Consider the following 18,865-nt stretch of genomic DNA (forward strand, 5'->3'; position numbering starts at 1 on the left):
GTTACTTGTTAGGTAACGCGGACGTCTCATCTGGCTGAGATATGTCCGATAGATTCAGGATTACACCATCTCAACGCCGCGGTAGCTTCCGCCTTTTCATTGACACCCTCTCGACACGCCTACTTAACATGCATGCATAACCGCTGCCCTCCTCAGAGACAGGTCGATGGGTTGAACAGGCACCACTGGTGGCGTGACGCAGTGATCTATCAGGTGTACGTCCGCAGCTTCCTGGACAGCACCGGCGACGGCATCGGCGATCTCGCCGGAGTCCGGGCCGGACTGCCCTACCTGAAGAAGCTCGGCGTCGACGGGATCTGGCTGAGCCCCTTCTATCCCTCGCCGCAGCACGACCACGGCTACGACGTGGCCGACTACTGCGACGTCGACCCGCTCTTCGGCGACCTCGACGAGTTCGACCTGCTGGTCGGGGCCGCGCGGCGGCTCGGCATCAAGGTGCTGCTCGACATCGTCCCGAACCACTGCTCCAGCGAGCACCCCTGGTTCCGCGAGGCGCTCGCGGCCCCGCCCGGCAGCCCGGCCCGCGCCCGCTTCCACTTCGCCGACGGCCGTGGCCCGGACGACGCCGAGCCGCCCAACAACTGGCACTCCATGTTCGGCGGCCCCGCCTGGAGCCGGGTGACCGAGCCGGACGGCCGGCCCGGCCAGTGGTACCTGCACATGTTCGCGCCCGAGCAGCCCGACTGGAACTGGCGCAACCCGGAGATCGCCGCCGAGTTCGAGCGGATCCTCCGCTTCTGGCTGGGCCGGGGCATCGACGGCTTCCGCATCGACGTCGCCGCCGGTCTCTTCAAGCACCCGGAGCTGCCCGACTCCGACGACCCGGAGGCCGACGCCCGCACCCGCGACTCGGTCAACCCGCTCGCCTGGAACCAGCCCGAGGTCCACGACGTGTGGCGCCGCTGGCGCTCCATATGCGAGGAGTACACCGAGCGCGACGGCTGCGAACGCCTGCTCGTCGGCGAGGTCTCCGTGCCGACCGCCCGCGAGCACGCGCAGTACGTCCGCCCCGACGAGCTGCACCAGGCCTTCTTCTTCGACCTGCTGAGCGCGCCCTGGGACCCGGACGCCTTCCAGAAGGTCATCTCCGAGGCCATGCAGGACATCGCCGGCACCGGCTCGACCGTCACCTGGGTCCTCAACAACCACGACCAGGTCCGCACCGTCACCCGCTACGGCGAACCCGCCACCGAGGGCAGCGGGCTCGGCGCGGCCCGGGCCAGGGCCGCCGCGCTGCTGATGCTGGCGCTGCCCGGCGCCGCGTACATCTACCAGGGCGAGGAGCTCGGCCTGCCCGAGGTCGTGGACCTGCCCGACGACGTGCTCACCGACCCGATCTTCCGCCGCACCGGCAGCCGGGCCCGCATCCGCGACGGCTGCCGGGTGCCGCTGCCCTGGTCGGGGCAGGCCTCGCCGTTCGGCTTCACCTCCGGCGAGGAGAGCGCCAAGCCGTGGCTGCCGCAGCCCGAGTACTTCGCCGAGTACGCCACCGACCGGGCCCTCGCCGACACCCGCTCCTTCTGGCACCTGTACCGCGACGGCCTCCAACTGCGTGCCGCCCTGCCCCAGTTGGGCGAGGGCACGCTGCGCTGGCTGGACTCCCCGCCCGGGGTCCTGGCCTTCGAACGCGGCGACGACCTGGTGTGCGCCGTGAACTTCGGTACGGCCCCCACGCCCGCGCCGGTCTCCGGCACCCCACTGCTCGCCAGCGGCCCCTGCCCGCCCGGAGTCCTCTCCGGCTCGACGGCCGCCTGGTGGATCCGTTCCTGAACGCCCCGCAAGTCAACTCCCCGAAGGGACATCAACGATGATGCGACGACGTACCACCCTGCTCACCGGCTGCACCGCCCTCGTCCTGGCACTCGGCGCGACCGCATGCGGCGGCGGACCCGTCACGGCCGGCGGCGGCGACAAGGCGCTCAGCGGCCAGACGATCACCGTGGCCGGTGTCTGGTCCGGCACCGAGCAGAAGAACTTCCAGAAGGTCCTGGACGCCTTCACCGAGAAGACCGGCGCCAAGACGCAGTTCACGTCCACAGGCGACAACGTCTCCACCGTCGTCGGCAGCAAGATCGAGGGCGGCAACGCCCCCGACGTCGTGATGGTCCCGCAGGTCGGCGTGCTCAAGCAGTTCGCGCAGAAGGGCTGGCTCAAGCCGCTGTCGAAGAAGACCGAGCAGTCCGTGGACGCCGACTACGCCCCCGTCTGGAAGAAGTACGGCAGCGTCGACGGCACCCTCTACGGCCTCTACTTCAAGGCCGCCCACAAGTCGACCGTCTGGTACAGCCCCGACGCCCTCGCCCAGGCCGGGGTGAAGCCCCCGAAGACCTACGACGAGATGCTCAAGGCCGGGCAGACGGTGTCCGACTCCGGTCTCGCCGCGTTCTCCGTCGCCGGGCAGGACGGCTGGACCCTCACCGACTGGTTCGAGAACGTCTACCTCTCCCAGGCCGGCCCCGAGAAGTACGACGCCCTCGCCGCGCACAAGCTGAAGTGGACCGACGCGTCGGTCGTCGACGCCCTCACCACGCTCGGCAAGCTCTTCAAGGACAAGCAGCTCATCGCGGGCGGCCAGAAGGGCGCCCTGAACACCGACTTCCCCGGCTCGGTGGAGAAGGTGTTCGGTCCGAAGCCCGAGGCCGGCATGGTCTACGAGGGCGACTTCGTCGCCGGTGTCGCCAAGGACCAGTTCGGCAAGAAGGTCGGCGAGGACGCGAACTTCTTCCCGTTCCCGGCGGTCGGCGGCGGCGAGGCACCGGTCGTCAGCGGCGGTGACGCGGCCGTCGTCCTCAAGGACGGCAAGAACCAGAAGGCCGCCCAGGCCCTCCTGGAGTTCCTGGCGACCCCGGAGGCCTCGGCCGTGTGGGCGGAGGCGGGCGGCTTCCTCTCCCCGAACAAGAAGCTCGACCTCGCCTCCTACGGCGACGACGTCACCCGCGCCACCGCCAAGTCCCTCGTCGAGGCCGGGGATTCCGTCCGCTTCGACATGTCCGACCAGGCCCCGGCGGCCTTCGGCGGCACGAAGGGCGCCGGCGAGTGGAAGCTGCTCCAGGACTTCCTGCGCGACCCGTCCGACCCGAAGGGCACCGCGGCGAAGCTGGAGGCCGCGGCGGCCAAGGCGTACCAGGACTGATCCGCCATGACAGCGACCCTCGTGAAAGAGACGAACCCCCCGCCGCCCGTCACGGCCGCCGACCGCACCCGGCGTCTGCGCCGGCGCGGGAAGATCGTGGCCCTGCTGTTCGTGCTGCCCGCGCTGCTGCTGCTCGGCGCGCTCGTCGTCTACCCCGTGCTGTTCAGCGTCGGCCGCAGTTTCTTCGACGCCTCGGGGACGACCTTCGTCGGCGGCGAGAACTACACCGAGATGTTCCGCGACCCGGCGACCCTCAAGGCCGTCCGCAACACGGCCATCTGGGTCGTCGTGGCACCGGCCCTGCTGACCGGCCTCGGACTGATCCTGGCCGTCCTGGTGGAGAAGGTCCGCTGGGCCACCGCCTTCAAGCTGCTGCTCTTCATGCCGATGGCGGTCTCCTTCCTCGCCGCCGGCATCATCTTCCGGCTCGCCTACGACGAGGACCCCGACAAGGGCGTCCTGAACGCCGCGGTCGTCTCCGTCCACGACGCCTTCAAGGGCGAGTCCTCCTACCCGACGGCCCGGGCGCGTGACGGGCAGGGCCTGACGAAGGAGAAGGACGGCTCGTACCGCACGAGTACGAGCGTGTCCCCGGGCGACGCCGTGACACTGGGCCTGGTCGGGGTGCTGCCCGGCGACCTGCCGGGCGGGACCGAGCCCGCGTACGCGGCGGCGGGACGCAAGGCCGCCCCCGGCGAACTGCGCGGCGTGGTCTACCTGGACTTCACGCCCGGCGGGGGAGGGGAGCAGGGCAAGGTCGACCGGCGGGAGAGCGGACTGCCGCAGATGAAGGTCGAGGCGGTACGCGACGGCAGGACGGCCGCCACGGCGACCACCGCCTCCGACGGCTCCTTCCGCTTCGCGGGCCTCGCACCGGGCTCCTACGAGGTGAGACTGCCGTCGTCCAACTTCGCCCCGCCCTACGAGGGCGTCTCCTGGCTCGGACCGGCGCTCGTCACACCGGCGATCATCGGGGCCTACCTGTGGATCTGGACCGGCTTCGCCATGGTGCTGATCGGGGCGGGCCTGTCGACGCTGCCGCGGGACGCGCTGGAGGCGGCGCGGATCGACGGCGCGAACGAGTGGCAGATCTTCCGGCGGATCACGGTCCCGCTGCTGGCTCCCGTCCTCACGGTCGTCTTCGTCACGCTGGTCATCAACGTGATGAAGGTCTTCGACCTCGTCTACATCATCGCGCCCGGACCGGTGCAGGAGGACGCGACCGTGCTCGCGACGCAGATGTGGCTGGTGTCGTTCGGCGGCGGCAACAACCAGGGACTCGGCAGCGCACTCGGGGTGCTGCTCCTGCTGCTGGTGGTTCCGGCCATGGTGTTCAACGTCCGCCGTTTCCGAAGGAGTCAACGATGAACGCGGTTCGGCGCGGGTTGGGCAACGGGGTCGTCCAGGCCTTCCTCGTGGTGGTGGGCCTGGTGTGGATGACGCCGCTGGCCGGGCTGTTCCTGTCCTCGCTGCGGTCCGCGGAGGACACGGCGAAGGGCGGCTGGTGGACGGTGTTCTCCAGCCCCGGGCAGCTGTCCTTCGACAACTACTCCTCGCTGCTGCAGAACGCGGGCATCACGCAGGCGTTCTGGAACACGGTGCTGATATCGGTGCCGACGACGGTGCTGGTCGTGGTGATCGCGGCGCTCGCCGGCTACGCGTTCGCGTGGCTGGACTTCCCCGGGCGGGAGGCGATCTTCCTGGTCGTGGTCGCGCTGCTGGTGGTGCCCGTGCAGATCGGCCTGCTGCCGGTCGCCAAACTCTTCGGGCAGCTCGGGTTGTTCGGCACGATCCCCGGTGTCGTGCTGTTCCACGTGGCCTACGGCCTGCCCTTCGCGGTGTTCCTGCTTCGGAACTACTTCGCCGAGATGCCGAAGGAGATGCTGGAGGCGGCCCGGATGGACGGGGGCAGCGAATGGCGCATCTTCACGCGGCTCGTGTTGCCCGTGGGGCGGCCGGCGATCGCCTCCCTGGCCATCTTCCAGTTCCTGTGGGTGTGGAACGACATGCTGGTGGCGCTGCTGTTCGCGGACAGTTCCTCGCAGCCACTGACGGTGGAACTCCAGTCGCAGATACGGCAGTTCGGCAGCAACATCGATGTCCTGGCGCCCGGGGCGTTCGTGTCCCTGGTCGTGCCTGTCGTCGTGTTCTTCGCGTTCCAGAGGCACTTTGTGCAGGGGGTCATGGCCGGGTCGGTCAAGTAGCCGCTGCCTGTTCGCGGTACCAGGGGGCTCCGCCCCCTGGATCCCCGCCTATGCCCACCCACCACCCGAAACTGCCCTTGAACGGGGCAACAGTGAGGCGAAGGACCGGGGTCCAGGGGGCGGAGCCCCCTGGTACCTCAGGCCGACGCCGGCGGATACAACGAACGCGGCAGTTGCGAAGCCGCCGCCGCGTCCAGCAGCCACAGCGTCCGGCTGCGACCGTACGCCCCCGCCGCCGGCGCCTGGATCTCGCCCGCGCCCGAGAGCGCGATCGCCGCGGCCTGGGCCTTGTCCTCGCCCGCGGCCAGGAGCCATACCTCCCGCGCCGCCCGAATCGCCGGCAACGTCAGCGTCACCCGCGTCGGCGGCGGCTTCGGCGCGCCGTGCACGCCGACCACCGTACGGTCGGTCTCCCGCACCGCCGGCAGCTCCGGGAACAGCGACGCGACGTGCGTGTCCGGGCCGACGCCCAGCATCAGCACGTCGAACGTGGGGACGGGCCCGTGGTTCTCAGGGCCCGCCGCCCGCGCCAGTTCCTCCGCGTACGCGGCCGCCGCCGCGTCCACGTCGTCGCCGTAGGGGCCGTCCGACGCGGGCATCGCGTGCACCCGCTTCGGGTCGAGCGGCACCGAGTCGAGCAGCGCCTCCCGCGCCTGCGTGACATTGCGCTCCGGGTCGCCCTCGGGCAGGAACCGCTCGTCACCCCACCAGAGGTCGAGCCGGCTCCAGTCGACGGCGTCCCGGGCGGGCGCCGCGGCCAGGGCGGCCAGCAGGCCGTTGCCGTTGCGGCCGCCCGTCAGGACCACGGACGCCGAACCCCGGGAGGCCTGCGCGTCCACGATCCTGGTGATCAGCCGGGCCGCCGCGGCCTGGGCCATCAGCTCCTTGTCGCGGTGGACGACCAGCTGCGGTGCCGTGCTCACTTCGTCGTCGCCTTCCGTACCGGTTCGAGCTTGGGCGGTTCCTGCTTCACCGGTGCCTGCGCCGTCGCCTGCGAAGCGGGTGCTTTCGCAGCCGCTTCAAGGGGGGCGGGGAGGGCGAGTCCTGCTCGCCCCTCACTTTTGGGCACCGGCCCGGAGGACGTCAGCCGGTCCACCCCGTACCGCAGCGCCGACGCGTACGTGTCGTCCGGGTCCAGCCGCCGCAGCTCCTCCGCGATCAGCTCGGCCGTGTCCCGGCGCTTGAGCGCCACCCCACGGTCGGGCTGGCCCTCGATGGACAGCGTCGCGAGGGACCCGTCGGCACGGTCCAGGGTGATCGCGCCGCAGTTGGTGTCCATGCGGACCGCCGTCAGACCGGGGCCGCCGGACAGCGAGCGCTTCACGGGGACGTCCAGCCGGTCCGCGAGCCACATCGCCAGCAGCTCGCAGCTCGGGTTGAACTCCTCGCCCTCCACCTCGACGGCCCTGACCTCGCAGGTGACCTGGTCGAGGGCCGCCGCCAGCATGGAACGCCAAGGCGTGATGCGGGTCCAGGACAGGTCCGTGTCGCCGGGGGTGTAGGTCCCGGACCGGGTGGCCAGGTCCCGGACCGGCTGCTCGGAGGCGTACGTGTCGGTGACCCGGCGCTGGGCGAGGGCCCCCAGGGGGTCCTTCGCCGGGTCGAGCGGCGCGTTCACCGGCCACCACACCACCACCGGGGCGTCCGGCAGCAGCAGCGGCAGCACCACCGACTGGGCGTGGTCCGCGACCTCGCCGTACAGCCGGAGCACCACCGTCTCGCCGGTGCCGGCGTCGGCGCCGACCCGGACCTCCGCGTCCAGGCGGGACTGCGTACGGTCGCGGGGCGAGCGGGAGACGCGCTTGATGACCACGAGCGTGCGCGAGGGGTGCTCGTGCGAGGCGTCGCTCGCGGCCTTCAGCGCGTCGTAGGCGTTCTCCTCGTCCGTCACGATGACCAGCGTGAGCACCATCCCGACCGCCGGGGTGCCGATCGCCCGGCGGCCCTGCACCAGCGCCTTGTTGATCTTGCTGGCCGTGGTGTCCGTGAGGTCTATCTTCATGGCCGGCGCCAGCTCCGTCCGTGTCGCTCGAGCATTTCGTCCGCCTCGACGGGCCCCCAGGTACCGGCCGGGTACTGGGCGGGCTTGCCGTTCGTGTCCCAGTACTCCTCGATCGGGTCGAGGATCTTCCAGGACAGCTCGACCTCCTCGGTACGCGGGAAGAGGTTCGAGTCTCCGAGGAGGACGTCCAGGATGAGACGCTCGTACGCCTCCGGGCTGGACTCCGTGAAGGACTCGCCGTACGCGAAGTCCATCGACACGTCCCGGATCTCCATCGACGTGCCGGGCACCTTCGAGCCGAAGCGGACCGTGACGCCCTCGTCCGGCTGGACGCGGATGACGATCGCGTTGGAGCCCAGCTCCTCGGTGGCCGTCGTGTCGAAGGGGGAGTGCGGGGCCCGCTGGAAGACGACCGCGATCTCCGTGACGCGGCGGCCCAGGCGCTTGCCGGTGCGCAGGTAGAAGGGGACGCCCGCCCAGCGGCGGTTGTCGATCTCCAGTTTGATCGCGGCGTAGGTGTCGGTCTTCGAGGAGGCGTCGATGCCGTCCTCCTCCAGATAGCCGCGCACCTTCGTGCCGCCCTGCCACCCGGCCGCGTACTGGGCGCGCACGGTGTCCCGGCCCATGTCCTTGGGCAGCTTCACGGCGCCGAGCACCTTGGTCTTCTCGGCGGCCAGCGCGTCCGCGTCGAAGGAGGCCGGTTCCTCCATGGCGGTGAGCGCCAGGAGCTGGAGCAGGTGGTTCTGGATGACGTCACGGGCGGCGCCGATGCCGTCGTAGTACCCGGCCCGGCCGCCGATGCCGATGTCCTCGGCCATGGTGATCTGCACGTGGTCCACCAGGGACCGGTTCCAGATCGGCTCGAACATCGTGTTGGCGAAGCGCAGCGCCAGGATGTTCTGGACGGTCTCCTTGCCCAGGTAGTGGTCGATGCGGAAGACCTGGTCCGGGGCGAAGACCTCGTGGACGACCTTGTTGAGCTCCTCCGCCGACTTCAGGTCGTGCCCGAAGGGCTTCTCGATGACCGCGCGTCGCCAGGAGCCGCCCTTCTGTTCGGCCAGCCCGTGCTTCTTCAGCTGCTGGATGACCACCGGGAAGGACTTCGGCGGCACGGACAGGTAGAAGGCGAAGTTGCCGCCCGTGCCCTGCGCCTTGTCCAGCTCCTCGATCGTGGAGCGCAGCCGCTCGAACGCGTCGTCGTCGTCGAAGGTGCCCTGCACGAAGCGCATGCCCTGGATGAGCTGCTGCCAGACCTCTTCGCGGAAGGGCGTGCGGGCGTGCTCCTTGACCGCGTCGTGGACCTCCTGGGCGAAGTCCTCGTGCGCCCACTCGCGGCGCGCGAAGCCCACCAGCGAGAAGCCCGGCGGCAGCAGACCCCGGTTGGCGAGGTCGTACACGGCGGGCATGAGCTTCTTGCGGGACAGGTCGCCCGTGACGCCGAAGATGACCAGGCCCGACGGCCCCGCGATACGCGGGAGCCGTCGGTCCGCGGGGTCACGCAGCGGGTTGCTGCTCGACACCTGTTCAGCCCTCCGAAGGGGCGAGGCGCTGAAGCTCGGCCTCGGTCGACTTCAGCAGGTCGGTCCAGGACGCCTCGAACTTCTCGACGCCCTCGTCCTCCAGCAGCTGGACCACGTCGTCGTACTTGATCCCGAGCTGCTCGACCGCGTCGAGGTCGGCCCGGGCCTGCTCGTACGTGCCGGCGACGGTGTTGCCGGTGATCTCGCCGTGGTCCTCGGTGGCGTACAGGGTCGCCTCCGGCATGGTGTTCACCGTGTTCGGCGCGACCAGCTCGGTGACGTACATCGTGTCCTGGTACGCCTTGTCCTTCACGCCGGTGGAGGCCCACAGCGGACGCTGCTTGTTGGCGCCCTCACGCTCCAGCGCGTTCCAGCGGTCCGAGGAGAAGACCTCCTCGTAGGCCTGGTAGGCGAGACGGGCGTTGGCGATGGCGGCCTTGCCGCGCAGCGCCTTGGCCTCGTCGGTGCCCAGCGCGTCGATCCGCTTGTCGACCTCCGTGTCGACGCGCGAGACGAAGAAGGAGGCCACCGAGTGGATCTGGGACAGGTCCAGGCCCTTGGCCTTCGCCTTCTCCAGACCGGCCAGGTAGGCGTCCATCACCTCGCGGTAGCGCTCCAGCGAGAAGATCAGCGTGACGTTGACGCTGATGCCATTGCCGATCGTCTCGGTGATCGCCGGGATGCCCGCCTTGGTGGCCGGGATCTTGATGAGCGTGTTGGGCCGGTCCACCAGCCAGGCCAGCTGGCGGGCCTCGGCGACCGTCGCCTTGGTGTTGTGCGCGAGCCGCGGATCGACCTCGATCGAGACCCGGCCGTCCTGGCCGCCGGTGGCGTCGAAGACCGGGCGCAGGATGTCGGCGGCGTCGCGGACGTCCGCCGTGGTGATCATGCGGATGGCCTCTTCGACGGTGACCTTGCGGGCGGCGAGGTCGGAGAGCTGCTGGTCGTAGCCGTCGCCCTCGGAGATCGCCTTCTGGAAGATCGTCGGGTTGGTCGTGACGCCCACGACGTGCTGCTGGTCGAGCAGCTCGGCGAGGTTGCCGGACGTGATCCGCTTGCGCGACAGGTCGTCCAGCCAGATCGCGACGCCTTCCTCGGAGAGGCGCTTGAGTGCGTCTGTCATGGAAATTCCATCTCCTACGTGTCGTATATGAGCGTCAGCGCTGAGCTGCGGCGATCGATTCCCGCGCGGCGGCGGCAACGTTCTCGGCAGTGAAGCCGAACTCACGGAAAAGGACCTTGCCGTCGGCCGAAGCACCGAAGTGCTCCAGGGAAACGATGCGGCCGGCGTCCCCGACGTACTTGTGCCACGTCAGGCCGACCCCGGCCTCCACCGCGACACGAGCCTTGACGGACGGCGGCAGAACGCTGTCCCGGTACCCCTGGTCCTGCTGCTCGAACCACTCCACCGACGGCATGGACACCACACGGGTGGGCACGCCGGCGCCCTGGAGCTGCTCGCGCGCCTCGACGGCGACGTGCACCTCGGAGCCGGTGGCGATGAGGATGACCTCGGGCTCGCCGCCGTCGGCCTCGAACAGGACGTAGCCGCCCTTGGCGGCATCGTCGTTGGGCTCGTACGTCGGCACGCCCTGACGGGTCAGCGCCAGACCGTGCGGCTGGCCCTTGCCGAACTCCTTCGTCCAGCGACGGAGGATCTCGCGCCAGGCGATGGCGGTCTCGTTGGCGTCCGCCGGCCGCACGATGTTCAGGCCCGGGATGGCGCGCAGCGACGCCAGGTGCTCGACCGGCTGGTGGGTCGGGCCGTCCTCGCCCAGGCCGATGGAGTCGTGCGTCCACACGTACGTCACCGGCAGGTGCATCAGCGCCGACAGCCGCACCGCGTTGCGCATGTAGTCGGAGAAGACCAGGAACGTGCCGCCGTAGATCCGGGTGTTGCCGTGCAGCGCGATGCCGTTCATCTCGGCGGCCATCGCGTGCTCGCGGATGCCGAAGTGGATCGTGCGGCCGTACGGGTCCGCCTCCGGCAGCGGGTTGTCCGCCGGGAGGAAGGAGCTGGTCTTGTCGATCGTGGTGTTGTTGGAGCCGGCCAGGTCGGCAGAGCCGCCCCACAGCTCCGGGATCACCGCGCCGAGCGCCTGGAGGACCTTGCCCGAGGCGGCACGCGTGGCCACGCCCTTGCCGACCTCGAAGACCGGGATCTTCTCCTCCCAGCCGGTGGGCAGCTCACCCTTGGCGACCCGGTCGTACTCCGCGGCGCGCTCGGGGTTGTTGTCCCGCCACTGCTGGTACGCCTTCTCCCACACCGCGCGGGCCGCCTGGCCCCGCTCCAGCGCCTTGCGGGTGTGCGTGATGACCTCGTCGGCCACCTCGAAGCTCTGCTCGGGGTCGAAGCCCAGCACCCGCTTGGTCGCGGCGACCTCGTCCTCGCCCAGCGCCGAGCCGTGCGCGGCCTCGGTGTTCTGCGCGTTCGGGGCCGGCCAGGCGATGATCGAGCGCATCGCGATGAACGACGGCTTGTCCGTGACGGTCTTGGCCTTCTGGATCGCCTCGTAGATCGCGGCGGGGTCCAGGTCGCCGTTCTCCTGCGGCTGCACCCGCTGCACGTGCCAGCCGTACGCCTCGTACCGCTTGACGGTGTCCTCGGACACGGCCGTCTCGGTGTCGCCCTCGATCGAGATGTGGTTGTCGTCCCACAGCAGGATCAGGTTGCCGAGCTTCTGGTGGCCCGCCAGGGACGAGGCCTCGGAGGAGATGCCCTCCTGGAGGCAGCCGTCACCGGCGATGCAGTAGATGAAGTGGTCGAAGGGCGATTCGCCCTCGGGGGCCTCCGGGTCGAACAGACCGCGCTCGTAGCGGGCGGCCATCGCCATGCCCACCGCGTTCGCGACACCCTGCCCGAGCGGGCCGGTCGTCGTCTCCACACCGGTCGTGTGCCCGTACTCGGGGTGGCCCGGGGTCTTCGATCCCCAGGTGCGGAAGGACTTCAGGTCGTCCAGCTCCAGGCCGAAACCGGCCAGGTACAGCTGGGTGTAGAGGGTCAGGGACGAGTGGCCGGCGGACAGCACGAAGCGGTCCCGCCCGACCCAGTCGGCATCCGCCGGGTCGTGCCGCATCACCTTCTGGAAGAGGGTGTAGGCGGCAGGCGCCAGGCTCATCGCCGTACCCGGATGGCCGTTACCGACCTTCTGTACGGCATCGGCGGCCAGGACACGCGCGGTGTCGACGGCCCGCTGGTCCAACTCGGTCCACTCGAGGTCTGTGGTGGTCGGCTTGGTGCTCACCCTGGGTCAGGGCTCCTCTCACAAGTCGGATGCCGGTGTATCGGGGCGCCCACCGGCCGCAGTCGAGCCTACCCCCGTGGGACGTGCGTTCTTTCGAGTCCGTCCAGAGTGCCGGGAGTCGTTTCGATCCGCCTCCTGACTGGGCCGTATCCCATTCGGCAAGTGAATACGGAGCCGCTCATCCGGGTGCTCAATCGAGCTTCCGCGCGCCCTTCGGAAGCCGCCCTCCAACACGACCCGACCCCCGCGAATGTCCGACTCTGGGCAACGTCTAAAGTGGCGTGGTACGCGCGAGCCTTTACCGGGACTTCACACGGGTGAGGCTTGCTGGGATGTCTCTGTAGGGGTGTGCGTGACGGCCGTTGAATCCCGTCCAGCGGGGATGATCGGGACGGACCAGAGCCCGGCCCACCGGCCGTTCGGGGCCCGTGTCAAGGCGTTCGTGGCTCTCACCAAGCCGCGGATCATCGAGCTGCTCCTGATCACCACCGTCCCGGTGATGTTCCTGGCGCAGCAGGGCGTGCCCGACCTGTCGCTGGTGCTGCTGACCTGCGTCGGCGGCTACATGTCCGCGGGCGGCGCCAACGCCCTCAACATGTACATCGACCGCGACATCGACGCCCTGATGGACCGCACCTCGCAGCGGCCGCTGGTCACCGGCATGGTCAGCCCGCGCGAGTGCCTCGCCTTCGGCATCACCCTCGCCGTCGCCTCGACGCTGCTGTTCGGCCTCACCGTGAACTGGCTGAGCGCCTGGCTCTCCCTCGGCGCGCTCCTCTTCTACGTGGTCGTCTACACGATGATCCTCAAGCGCCGTACCTCGCAGAACATCGTGTGGGGCGGCATCGCCGGCTGCCTGCCCGTACTGATCGGCTGGTCCTCGGTCACGAACTCCATGTCGTGGGCGCCGGTCATCCTGTTCCTCGTGATGTTCTTCTGGACGCCGCCGCACTACTGGCCGCTGTCCATGAAGGTCAAGGAGGACTACGCGCGCGTGGGCGTCCCGATGCTGCCCGTGGTCGCCTCCAACAAGGTGGTCGCGAAGCAGATCGTGATCTACAGCTGGGTCATGGTCGCCGTCTCGCTCCTGCTGCAGCCGCTCGGCTACACCGGGTGGTTCTACACGGCGGTCGCTCTGCTGGCGGGTGGCTTCTGGCTCTGGGAGGCGCACGGCCTGCAGAACCGCGCGAAGGCGGAGGTGACGGGCGCGAAGCTGAAGGAGATGCGCCTGTTCCACTGGTCGATCACCTATGTCTCGCTGCTGTTCGTGGCGGTCGCGGTCGACCCCTTCCTGCGCTGACACAGCGCTGACGTACGTCACAGGGCCCTGCTCTCGCCAGTCGATCTACTCGTGAGTAGCATCGCCACCATGGCAGACACGCAGCAGGTTGACCCGAAGGCCGAGCGCAAGGCGGCCAAGCTCGCCAAGCAGATCAGCTCCTTCTCCAAGGCCCACGGCGGCGCCGAGGGCCAGGTCGCCTACCTCGGCGAACGCGGCGCCCGCATCGTCCTCGTGGGCGAGGACGGCAACTGGGGCGACCTGGTCGCCCCCTCTCACGAGATCGCCGAGAAGGCCGTGGAGAAGTCCGGCATCACCACCCACGAGTCCTTCGACGGCGAGTTCGCGGCCAAGGTGAAGACGGGCCGCTACGAGTGGAGCCGTATGGCCGGTATCCAGGTAGGCGGCCCCAAGAACGACTGACCTGGTTCTGGGGGCGCGGGGAACTGCGCGAGCAACCACATGCGGTCTGCACCCGCCGTACGGCACCGGCCACCCACCCCGGGACCGCGACCTCACACCCGGTTCACCCGTTAGGACCCTTGAGAGCAACAGGGTCCACACCGGGAGGCCCGGATGATCGAAACGCCGTCACTGGTGGACCAGTACTGCCACGGAGTGCTGCGCACGGAGCTGGGCCTCGGCACCTTCGAGGCCCACCTCTCCCGCACGGAGGGCCCGCCCGCCCCCGGCACCACCCTCTTCGACACCCAGACCGGCTTCGCCGTGCGGCGCTGGTGCCCGCCCCTGCTCGGCCTGGAACCCCACTGCGCACCGGCCCGCTACCTGGCCCGCCGCCGCGAACTGGGTGTCCTGGAGTCCGCCCGCCGGCTCCTGCGCGGCAGCGGCATCACGACGTACCTGGTCGACACGGGCCTGCCCGGTGATCTGACCGAACCCGGCGAACTGGCCTCCGCTGGAGCCGCCGAGGCTCGCGAGATCGTCCGTCTGGAACTGCTCGCCGAGCAGGTCGCCGACACGTCCGGGACCGTCGAGTCCTTCCTCGCCAACCTCGCCGAGTCCGTGCACGCCGCCGCCGCGAACGCCGTCGCCTTCACCTCGGTCGCGGGCGTACGGCACGGCCTCGCGCTCGCGCCGGAGCCGCCGGGGCCGGGGGAGGTGCGGGGGGCCGTCGGACGCTGGCTCGCGGGGCGCGAGGTCGGCGGGGAGCTGAGCGACCCCGTACTGCTGCGGCACCTGCTGTGGAGCGCCGTCGCCTCCGGCCTGCCGCTCCAGCTGCACGCGGGGCTCGGCGCACCGGGTCTGCGGATCGACCGTACGGATCCGGTGCTGCTGACCGACTTCGTACGGGCCACGGCCGGGCTCGGCACGGACCTCGTCCTGCTGCACGGCTACCCGTACCACCGGCACGCCGCCCACCTGGCCGGGGTCTTCCCGCACGTCTACGTCGACTCCGGCGCCGCCCTGGTCCGCACCGGCGCCCGCGCCGCGACCGTCCTCGCGGAGATCCTGGAGCTGGCCCCCTTCGGCAAGATCCTCTTCTCCACCGGCGCACAGGGACTGCCGGAGCTGCACGTCGTCGGCGCCCGGCTGTTCCGCGAGGCGCTCGGCCGGGTTCTCGGCACCTGGGTCGCCGAGGGCGCGTGGTCCCTGGCCGACGCACAGCGCGTGGCGGGGATGCTGGCGTCGGGCAACGCGCGCCGGGTGTACGGGCTCGACTAGAGGTCCGCGAGCCGCGGGGCCGGGGGGACTTGCGGACCCTCCCTAGGCCTGGGCCAGGGTCGCCTCGGCGGCGGGGCCGGGGACGTCGGCCACCACCTGCGGCCGTTCGCGCAGCGACAGCACCACCCGCAGTACCCAGATCCACATCACGGCCGAGCCGAGCATGTGCAGGCCGACCAGGACCTCGGGCAGGTCCGTGAAGTACTGGACGTAGCCGATGACGCCCTGCGCGAGCAGGATCAGGAACAGTTCGCGGGTGCGGTGCAGCGGGGAGCGCGGCGCGTCGACCGCCTTGAGGACGAACCACAGGGCGAACGTCAGCGTCACCACGATCCACGCCAGCACGGCGTGCAGCTTGCTCACCGTCTCCCAGTCGACCGGCATCCGCTCGACCTCGCTGGAGTCGCCGGCGTGCGGGCCCGCGCCGGTGACCACCGTGCCGACCAGGATGAGCAGCACGGCGGCGGCGACCAGGAACCACACCAGCTGCTGCACGGCCTTGCCGACCAGCGGGCGCGGCGGGGCGTCGCCCTCACGGGTGCGCTGCCACATCACCGTGGCCACCGCGATGAGCGCGGACGTCGCCACGAAGTGCGCCGCGACCGTGTAGGGGTTGAGCCCGACCAGCACCACGATGCCGCCGAGCACCGCGTTGCTCATCACGATCCAGAACTGGGCCCAGCCCAGCCGGGTCAGGCTGCGCCGGTACGGCTTCTGGGAGCGCGCGGCGATGATCGCCCAGCCGACGGCGGCGCACAGCACGTACGTCAGCATGCGGTTGCCGAACTCGATGGCGCCGTGGAAGCCCATCTCGCTGGTGGCGGTGAGCGAGTCGTCGGTGCACTTGGGCCAGGTCGGGCAGCCGAGGCCCGAGCCGGTCAGCCGTACGGCTCCGCCGGTGACCACGATGAGCACCGACATGACGATGGCGGAGAGGGCCGCGCGCTGGACCGTCCGGGTTTCCGGGGTCCAGCGCTCGGCGATGAAGGCGAGCGGGTTGCGCAGGGCCGCCCTGGCGTCGGCGCGGGTCACTTTTGGCACGCGACCCATCGTAGGACGCCGCTTGTGCACGCTTTCACGAGGGTCCGTCATGGCCTTGCTCCCAGCGCTCATTCCCAGCGGAAGAGCCGTCCGGCCGCCGCCAGCCCGACGACCGCCCAGACGGCGAGGATCCCCAGCTCGGCCCAGGGCATCCCGGCCCCCTGCCGGAGCACGTCCCGCAGGCCGTCGGACAGGGCCGAGATGGGCAGCAGGCCCAGCACGTCCTGCGCGGCGGGGGGAAACTTGTCGAGCGGCACGATGACCCCACCGCCGACGAGCAGCAGCAGGAACACCAGGTTGGCGGCGGCGAGCGTCGCCTCGGCCTTCAGCGTCCCGGCCATCAGCAGGCCGAGGCCCGAGAAGGCCGCCGTACCGAGGACCAGGAGCAGCAGCACGGCGAACGGGTTGCCGTGCGGCGACCAGCCGAGCGCGAAGGCGATCACCGTCAGCAGGACCACCTGGAGCACCTCGGTGACCAGCACGGACAGTGTCTTCGCCGTCATCAGGCCCCAGCGCGGCAGGGGCGAGGAGGCGAGCCGCTTCAGCACGCCGTAGCGGCGCTCGAAGCCGGTCGCGATCGCCTGCCCGGTGAACGCGGTCGACATCACCGCGAGCGCGAGGATGCCGGGGGCCAGGAAGTCGACCGCCTCGCCGGCGCCCGTGTCGACGATGTCCACGGTGCTGAAGAGCACCAGGAGCAGGGTCGGGATGACGACGGTGAGCAGCAGTTGCTCGCCGTTGCGCAGCAGCATCTTCGTCTCGAGCGCGGCCTGGGCCGCGATCATGCGGGGCAGGGGCGCCGCGCCGGGCTTCGGCGTGTACATCCCGGTGCCGGTGGCGGTCACGAACGCAGCTCCTTGCCGGTCAGCTCGAGAAAGACGTCTTCGAGGGTGTGCCGCTCCACCGAGATCTTCTCCGGCATCACACCGTGCTGGGCGCACCAGGAGGTGACCGTCGCGAGCAGTTGCGGATCGACCTTGCCGGCGACCCGGTACGAACCCGGCGTCAGCTCGGCGGCCGAGCAGTCGGCGGGCAGGGCCTTCAGCAGCGATCCCACGTCCAGGCCGGGCCGGCCGCTGAAGCGGAGCGTGTTCTCGGCGCCGCCCCGGCACAGCTCCTCCGGGGAGCCCTGGGCGATGACCCGGCCCGCGTCGATGATCGCCACGTCGTCGGCGAGCTGCTCGGCCTCGTCCATGTAGTGGGTGGTGAGGATCACGGAGACGCCGTCGGCGCGCAGGTCCCGGACCAGGTCCCAGGTGGCGCGGCGGGCCTGCGGGTCGAGCCCGGCGGTCGGCTCGTCCAGGAACACCAGCTCGGGGCGGCCGACCACGGCCATCGCGAGGGCCAGCCGCTGCTGCTGCCCGCCCGACAGCCGCCGGTAGGTCGTACGGCCGCAGGAGCCGAGACCCAGGCGTTCGATGAGCGCGTCCACGTCGAGGGGGTGGGCGTGCAGCTTGGCGACATGGCGGAGCATCTCGTCGGCGCGGGAGCCCGAGTAGACGCCGCCGGACTGGAGCATCACGCCGATGCGGGGCCGCAGGTCCCGGGACTGTCCGACCGGGTCGAGGCCCAGGACGCGCACCGTGCCGGAGTCCGGCTTCCGGTACCCCTCGCAGGTCTCGACCGTGGTCGTCTTGCCCGCCCCGTTGGGGCCGAGCACGGCGGTCACACCCTCCCGGGCCACCAGGTCGAGCCCGTCCACCGCGGTCTTCGTGCCGTACCGCTTCACCAGGGCCTGGACCTGGACCACGGGCTCACTTCGCATGGGTCCAGAGTCTAGGTTCGTGCGCCGGGGCTCAGAGCGGCGGGTGCTGGAACTCCTCCTCACGGGGCCGGTGCACCGGCAGCCACCGCTCGGCGTAGGCGACCGCGTCGGCCACCGGGAACAGCCGCACCTCGGCCGCCCCGGCCTTTCCCCGTACGACGGGACGGTCCCGCTCGAAGTCGTAGCCCAGCTCGTCGAACCGGTCCGAGCTGATCGACACCTCCGTCACGGTCTCCCAGCCGTCGGGGCCCGGCCGGCCCACGGCGACGCGCGGGGACGGTATCCGGTACTCGGCGAGGTGGAAGCTGGTGCAGGAGGCGTAGCCGGCGCCGAGCAGCAGGACCCGGGCGCCCATGGCCTCCAGCTTCGCGAGCGGGCTGCGCTCGCCCAGCCGGCAGTCGGGCGCGTGGTCCTCGATCACCGCCGCCGCGCGCGGGCCGACCGCCGCGAACGAGGTCTGCGGATGGGCGCTGCGCAGCGCGCCGGGCCAGGTGCGCACGGTCTCCGGGACGACACCGACCCCGCGCGCGGGCGTGATCCGGGGGTCGTAGGCGGGCATCGTGGCGCGGATGGCCTCCCACCATTCCGGTGGCACGGGCGGGTTGCCCCACAGGACCGGGTCGGAGAGGTCGCCGGTCTGCGTCGGAACCACCAGCGTGCCCTCCGGGCCGAGCGCGTCGAGCAGTGCCTGCACCACCGCGACGGCTCCGCCGTTGACCCAGCCGAGGGAGCTGAGCGAGGAGTGCACGAGGAGGGTCTCGCCGGGGCGTACGCCCAGCTCGCACAGCTGCGCGCGCAGTGTGTCCCGGGTGACAAGAGGGCCGGTCGGAGGGGGTGTGGACATGGTTCGGGAGTGTCCCCGAAGCGGCTTCGGCATGCCACCGCTTTGATCGATCGGAGATCATTTCCGCAGGTCAGATTAGGTTCACCTAAGTGACGCAGGGCACCTCGGGGGTGGCCGGCCGCCGCTTG

General features: G+C 70.6%; 16 protein-coding genes. 7 read left to right on the forward strand and 9 right to left on the reverse strand.

The genetic code is table 11. The features are described 5' to 3' along the window. The first annotated feature begins 132 nt into the window (after positions 1-132). Genes SCNRRL3882_RS31035 through SCNRRL3882_RS31050 form a run of 4 tightly spaced genes read left to right on the forward strand, consistent with a single transcriptional unit; the run spans position 133 to position 5,358 of the window. Positions 133-1,791 (forward strand): glycoside hydrolase family 13 protein, encoded by a 1,659-nt coding sequence (locus SCNRRL3882_RS31035; RefSeq protein WP_173937312.1) that lies wholly within the window; start codon positions 133-135, stop codon positions 1,789-1,791. A gap of 37 nt (positions 1,792-1,828) precedes the next feature. Next, positions 1,829-3,154, forward strand: a complete 1,326-nt coding sequence (locus tag SCNRRL3882_RS31040; protein ID WP_010039707.1) for an ABC transporter substrate-binding protein — start codon at positions 1,829-1,831, stop codon at positions 3,152-3,154. Between the two features lie 6 nt (positions 3,155-3,160). Beyond that, on the forward strand, positions 3,161-4,522 hold the full coding sequence (locus SCNRRL3882_RS31045) for a carbohydrate ABC transporter permease (RefSeq protein WP_010039709.1): 1,362 nt from the start codon (positions 3,161-3,163) through the stop codon (positions 4,520-4,522). Then, positions 4,519-5,358, forward strand: coding sequence for a carbohydrate ABC transporter permease (locus tag SCNRRL3882_RS31050; RefSeq protein ID WP_010039711.1), 840 nt, complete (start codon positions 4,519-4,521; stop codon positions 5,356-5,358). The genes SCNRRL3882_RS31045 and SCNRRL3882_RS31050 overlap by 4 nt, the downstream gene beginning before the upstream one ends. 137 nt (positions 5,359-5,495) lie before the next feature. Here the strand turns inward: SCNRRL3882_RS31050 and pgl are convergent, their stop codons facing one another. From pgl to tkt, 5 genes are read right to left on the reverse strand one after another with little or no spacing between them, the layout of a single operon-like run. After that, complete coding sequence (gene pgl, locus SCNRRL3882_RS31055) at positions 5,496-6,281, reverse strand: 6-phosphogluconolactonase (RefSeq protein WP_010039713.1); 786 nt, start codon at positions 6,279-6,281, stop codon at positions 5,496-5,498. Beyond that, positions 6,278-7,360: a glucose-6-phosphate dehydrogenase assembly protein OpcA gene (gene opcA, locus SCNRRL3882_RS31060; RefSeq protein WP_010039715.1), complete on the reverse strand. Its 1,083-nt coding sequence runs from the start codon at positions 7,358-7,360 to the stop codon at positions 6,278-6,280. The genes pgl and opcA overlap by 4 nt, the downstream gene beginning before the upstream one ends. Then, the gene (gene zwf / locus SCNRRL3882_RS31065) at positions 7,357-8,880 is read right to left on the reverse strand and encodes a glucose-6-phosphate dehydrogenase (protein ID WP_102514885.1); all 1,524 of its coding nucleotides are present in this window, start codon (positions 8,878-8,880) and stop codon (positions 7,357-7,359) included. The genes opcA and zwf overlap by 4 nt, the downstream gene beginning before the upstream one ends. A gap of 4 nt (positions 8,881-8,884) precedes the next feature. Next, a complete protein-coding gene (tal, locus tag SCNRRL3882_RS31070; RefSeq protein ID WP_010039718.1) occupies positions 8,885-10,003 on the reverse strand; it encodes a transaldolase in 1,119 nt (372 codons plus the stop codon). A gap of 34 nt (positions 10,004-10,037) precedes the next feature. Beyond that, the gene (tkt, locus tag SCNRRL3882_RS31075) at positions 10,038-12,125 is read right to left on the reverse strand and encodes a transketolase (RefSeq protein WP_102514886.1); all 2,088 of its coding nucleotides are present in this window, start codon (positions 12,123-12,125) and stop codon (positions 10,038-10,040) included. A 382-nt stretch (positions 12,126-12,507) separates the two neighbouring features. Here tkt and SCNRRL3882_RS31085 point away from each other — a divergent pair, with 382 nt between their 5' ends. From SCNRRL3882_RS31085 to SCNRRL3882_RS31095, 3 genes are all read left to right on the forward strand, one after another. Then, on the forward strand, positions 12,508-13,425 hold the full coding sequence (locus tag SCNRRL3882_RS31085) for a heme o synthase (RefSeq protein ID WP_010039728.1): 918 nt from the start codon (positions 12,508-12,510) through the stop codon (positions 13,423-13,425). A 69-nt stretch (positions 13,426-13,494) separates the two neighbouring features. Further along, positions 13,495-13,827, forward strand: a complete 333-nt coding sequence (locus tag SCNRRL3882_RS31090) for a hypothetical protein (RefSeq protein ID WP_010039731.1) — start codon at positions 13,495-13,497, stop codon at positions 13,825-13,827. A gap of 153 nt (positions 13,828-13,980) precedes the next feature. Continuing rightward, positions 13,981-15,087 carry an amidohydrolase family protein gene (locus SCNRRL3882_RS31095; RefSeq protein ID WP_010039733.1) on the forward strand — a complete coding sequence of 369 codons (1,107 nt, stop codon included), beginning with the start codon at positions 13,981-13,983 and terminating at the stop codon, positions 15,085-15,087. A gap of 42 nt (positions 15,088-15,129) precedes the next feature. Here the strand turns inward: SCNRRL3882_RS31095 and SCNRRL3882_RS31100 are convergent, their stop codons facing one another. From SCNRRL3882_RS31100 to SCNRRL3882_RS31115, 4 genes are read right to left on the reverse strand one after another with little or no spacing between them, the layout of a single operon-like run. Then, the gene (locus SCNRRL3882_RS31100) at positions 15,130-16,137 is read right to left on the reverse strand and encodes a COX15/CtaA family protein (protein WP_078602826.1); all 1,008 of its coding nucleotides are present in this window, start codon (positions 16,135-16,137) and stop codon (positions 15,130-15,132) included. Between the two features lie 59 nt (positions 16,138-16,196). Continuing rightward, a complete protein-coding gene (locus SCNRRL3882_RS31105) occupies positions 16,197-16,952 on the reverse strand; it encodes an ABC transporter permease (protein ID WP_040903167.1) in 756 nt (251 codons plus the stop codon). 17 nt (positions 16,953-16,969) lie between these two features. Beyond that, positions 16,970-17,893 (reverse strand): ABC transporter ATP-binding protein, encoded by a 924-nt coding sequence (locus SCNRRL3882_RS31110; protein ID WP_040903147.1) that lies wholly within the window; start codon positions 17,891-17,893, stop codon positions 16,970-16,972. 31 nt (positions 17,894-17,924) lie between these two features. Further along, positions 17,925-18,737, reverse strand: a complete 813-nt coding sequence (locus SCNRRL3882_RS31115; protein WP_010039738.1) for an aminoglycoside N(3)-acetyltransferase — start codon at positions 18,735-18,737, stop codon at positions 17,925-17,927. Between the last annotated feature and the right edge of the window lie 128 nt (positions 18,738-18,865).

It is taken from the genome of Streptomyces chartreusis NRRL 3882 (genome assembly GCF_900236475.1).
GTDB lineage: Bacteria > Actinomycetota > Actinomycetes > Streptomycetales > Streptomycetaceae > Streptomyces > Streptomyces chartreusis_D.

Coding starts and splice junctions, on each gene's coding strand:
- SCNRRL3882_RS31090 (WP_010039731.1), top strand. CDS start 13,495: ATGGCAGACACGCAGCAGGTTGACCCGAAGGCCGAGCGCAAGGCGGCC.
- SCNRRL3882_RS31115 (WP_010039738.1), bottom strand. CDS start 18,737: ATGTCCACACCCCCTCCGACCGGCCCTCTTGTCACCCGGGACACACTG.
- SCNRRL3882_RS31040 (WP_010039707.1), top strand. CDS start 1,829: ATGATGCGACGACGTACCACCCTGCTCACCGGCTGCACCGCCCTCGTC.
- SCNRRL3882_RS31100 (WP_078602826.1), bottom strand. CDS start 16,137: ATGGGTCGCGTGCCAAAAGTGACCCGCGCCGACGCCAGGGCGGCCCTG.
- SCNRRL3882_RS31050 (WP_010039711.1), top strand. CDS start 4,519: ATGAACGCGGTTCGGCGCGGGTTGGGCAACGGGGTCGTCCAGGCCTTC.
- SCNRRL3882_RS31085 (WP_010039728.1), top strand. CDS start 12,508: ATGATCGGGACGGACCAGAGCCCGGCCCACCGGCCGTTCGGGGCCCGT.
- SCNRRL3882_RS31110 (WP_040903147.1), bottom strand. CDS start 17,893: ATGCGAAGTGAGCCCGTGGTCCAGGTCCAGGCCCTGGTGAAGCGGTAC.
- SCNRRL3882_RS31045 (WP_010039709.1), top strand. CDS start 3,161: ATGACAGCGACCCTCGTGAAAGAGACGAACCCCCCGCCGCCCGTCACG.
- opcA (WP_010039715.1), bottom strand. CDS start 7,360: ATGAAGATAGACCTCACGGACACCACGGCCAGCAAGATCAACAAGGCG.
- SCNRRL3882_RS31105 (WP_040903167.1), bottom strand. CDS start 16,952: ATGTACACGCCGAAGCCCGGCGCGGCGCCCCTGCCCCGCATGATCGCG.
- tal (WP_010039718.1), bottom strand. CDS start 10,003: ATGACAGACGCACTCAAGCGCCTCTCCGAGGAAGGCGTCGCGATCTGG.
- SCNRRL3882_RS31035 (WP_173937312.1), top strand. CDS start 133: ATGCATAACCGCTGCCCTCCTCAGAGACAGGTCGATGGGTTGAACAGG.
- SCNRRL3882_RS31095 (WP_010039733.1), top strand. CDS start 13,981: ATGATCGAAACGCCGTCACTGGTGGACCAGTACTGCCACGGAGTGCTG.